General features: G+C 40.0%; 3 pseudogenes. 1 reads left to right on the forward strand and 2 read right to left on the reverse strand.

What is annotated here, in order from left to right:
• Positions 1-209: pseudogene (locus AABK37_RS41075) on the reverse strand (hypothetical protein); the annotation flags it as partial.
• Here AABK37_RS41075 and AABK37_RS41080 point away from each other — a divergent pair.
• Positions 177-1,076: pseudogene (locus tag AABK37_RS41080) on the forward strand (IS630 family transposase). The pseudogenes AABK37_RS41075 and AABK37_RS41080 sit on opposite strands and share 33 nt — an antisense overlap.
• 28 nt (positions 1,077-1,104) lie before the next feature.
• Here the strand turns inward: AABK37_RS41080 and AABK37_RS41085 are convergent.
• A pseudogene (locus AABK37_RS41085) lies at positions 1,105-2,137 on the reverse strand (IS630 family transposase).
• Positions 2,138-2,325 lie beyond the last annotated feature (188 nt).

A 2,325-nucleotide genomic window follows, 5' to 3' on the forward strand; every position in this document is an offset into this window, starting at 1 on the left:
CTAATGGTAACTTGAATATCGTTATTGGTGCTTTGGTTGGTTTCATTAAGATAACTTGCTGCTTTTAGAATTAACGCAACAAGTAAGCTTTCAGCGGTGTTATAGCAACCGCCAAGGCGGTTTAAGCATAAACTGGATGTAGTCCCTTTCGTTTGCGGAGTGCGATCGCTATACATATGCCCAAACCCTACAGTTACGACCTTCGTCAAAAGGTAATTCAAGCCATTGAGTTAGATGGTTTAAACAAAAGCGAAGCAAGTCTTGTGTTTAATATCAGTCGCAACACTATAAACTTATGGCGCTTTGCGACAAGCTGAAACTGGAGACTTCCAAGCCTTGCCCAATCAGCCTCCCGGTAATGGTCATAAAATTACCGACTGGGAAAAATTCCGTGAGGAAAGCTTCATCTCATGGGGATAAAACTCGCTTTCGTGATGGCTTCGCTTTGGGAAGGTCAAATTAGCGATGCCTTCGGCGAGCTACGCTAACGCACGATCTCACGGGCTTTGAAGAAAATTGGCTTTACTCGAAAAAAAAGACCTATGGCTACCGTGAGCGGGATGAAGCCAAGCGACAAGCGTTCATAGATCACTTGTCTACACTACCCAAGCGAGAAGATCGTGTACCTAGATGAGTCTGGGATGGATAGTCGAGACGAGTATGATTATGGGTGGAACTTAAAAGGGCAGCGCTTCCATGCACTCAAATCAGGGCGGCGTGAAGGTAGGGTGAACATGATTGCTGCGCTGTGCAATCAAAATTTGATAGCTCCCTTTACTGTTGAAGGGGCATGTAATCGAACAGTGTTTGAGACCTGGTTAGAAACTTGTTTGCTTCCAACACTCGAACCTGGACAAGTTTTGGTGATGGATAATGCCACATTCCACAAAGGTGGGCGCATTCAACAACTGATTCAGGATGCAGGGTGTGAACTGCTGTATCTACCGCCTTATTCTCCAGACCTAAACTTGATTGAGAAATGCTGGTCTTGGTTAAAGAGTCGAATCCGTAGAAAACTGGGGCAGTTTGATTGTTTACGAGATGCCATTGAGGACATCTTAAGTTTGGCATCCTAACCGCCTTGGCGGTTGCTATATAGCAATCCTAAATGAGTTGTGAAAAAAATGAACCATACATAAATATCTTCGGAAAATCAAAAAATTGATGATTAGTAACGAGTTCAAACAATCTTTTGACCTGTGTAAATGATTTACATAGGTGATAAGACTCTCGAATAAAGTTTTTCGCCTGTAACCAGATATCCTCTACAGGATTTTGTGTTGGGTCATTAGGTGCACTCTCGTATACAGGTGACTTTCCATTCTGATTCATTTAACCCACAATTAACAGTATTTAAATAAGCTTGAAACTCAGCCGAACGGTGATAACTGGCTCCGTCCCATATTAAAGCAATACGGCTTTTAGGGTACTGAGAAATTAAATATTTGACGAAGGCGATCGCACAAGAAGAATCACCCCTATTATAAGGCTTAATTAAAAATTCTTGTGTGTAATAATTTAGAGCGCCGAAATACGTCTGTCGTTGTCGCTCATTGATAACTGGAATTTCAATTCGTTCTTTTTTATTACCCCAAATATAACCGCAAATGTCTCCCCACAACAGATGACATTCATCTTCAAAGAAAACTACCAGTTCACGCCTATGCTATCTGACGCTCGTGTGCAGAAAGCCACGCTGTTATTTCTAGTTTTTTTTAGCTACTAGTTCTTGGTCTTTACGTGGGTTCTTTTTCTGCGTTTTTTTCCAACTAATATTAGCTTGTTTCAAAAGGTCATAATAGCTTTGGTTCGACTCAAATACTACATTAAATTTGTCTTCTATATATTCTTTCAATTCTGATAAATGCCAGTAATTCTTCTGTTTAAGCCAATTTAAGACTGTTTGTTTTTGTGCGTAATCAATGTAACCTGAGGAGCCTTTGTATTTTAGCCTCAATCCATTGACACCCTGTTCTACAAATATATATTTCCATTTATTGACAAAACCCACAGACACTCCGAGAATATTTCCAATTGTCGAATGGTTATAGTTTTGTATCACCATCTGTACTGCTAGTGCGCGTTTTAGTTCTCTGGGATCTGGGTTTGCTTGAATGAACTTTATCAACTCTTCCATCTTTACTACAATGCACTATATTACCCATTGACAATATTCATAATATCAATAACTGTGATTTTTCACAAATGATTTAGGATTGCTATATTACTTGAAGCGGTTAAGCCGATCGCTGCTAAGTCTGCTTTAGAAATTGTCAAGTTACTAGAGTCTTGTGTTGCATTGTCACCAAAAACTTGAGCTAGTGT

It is taken from the genome of Tolypothrix sp. VBCCA 56010, from assembly GCF_050875635.1.
In the GTDB taxonomy this organism is placed as follows: Bacteria; Cyanobacteriota; Cyanobacteriia; order Cyanobacteriales; family Nostocaceae; genus Hassallia.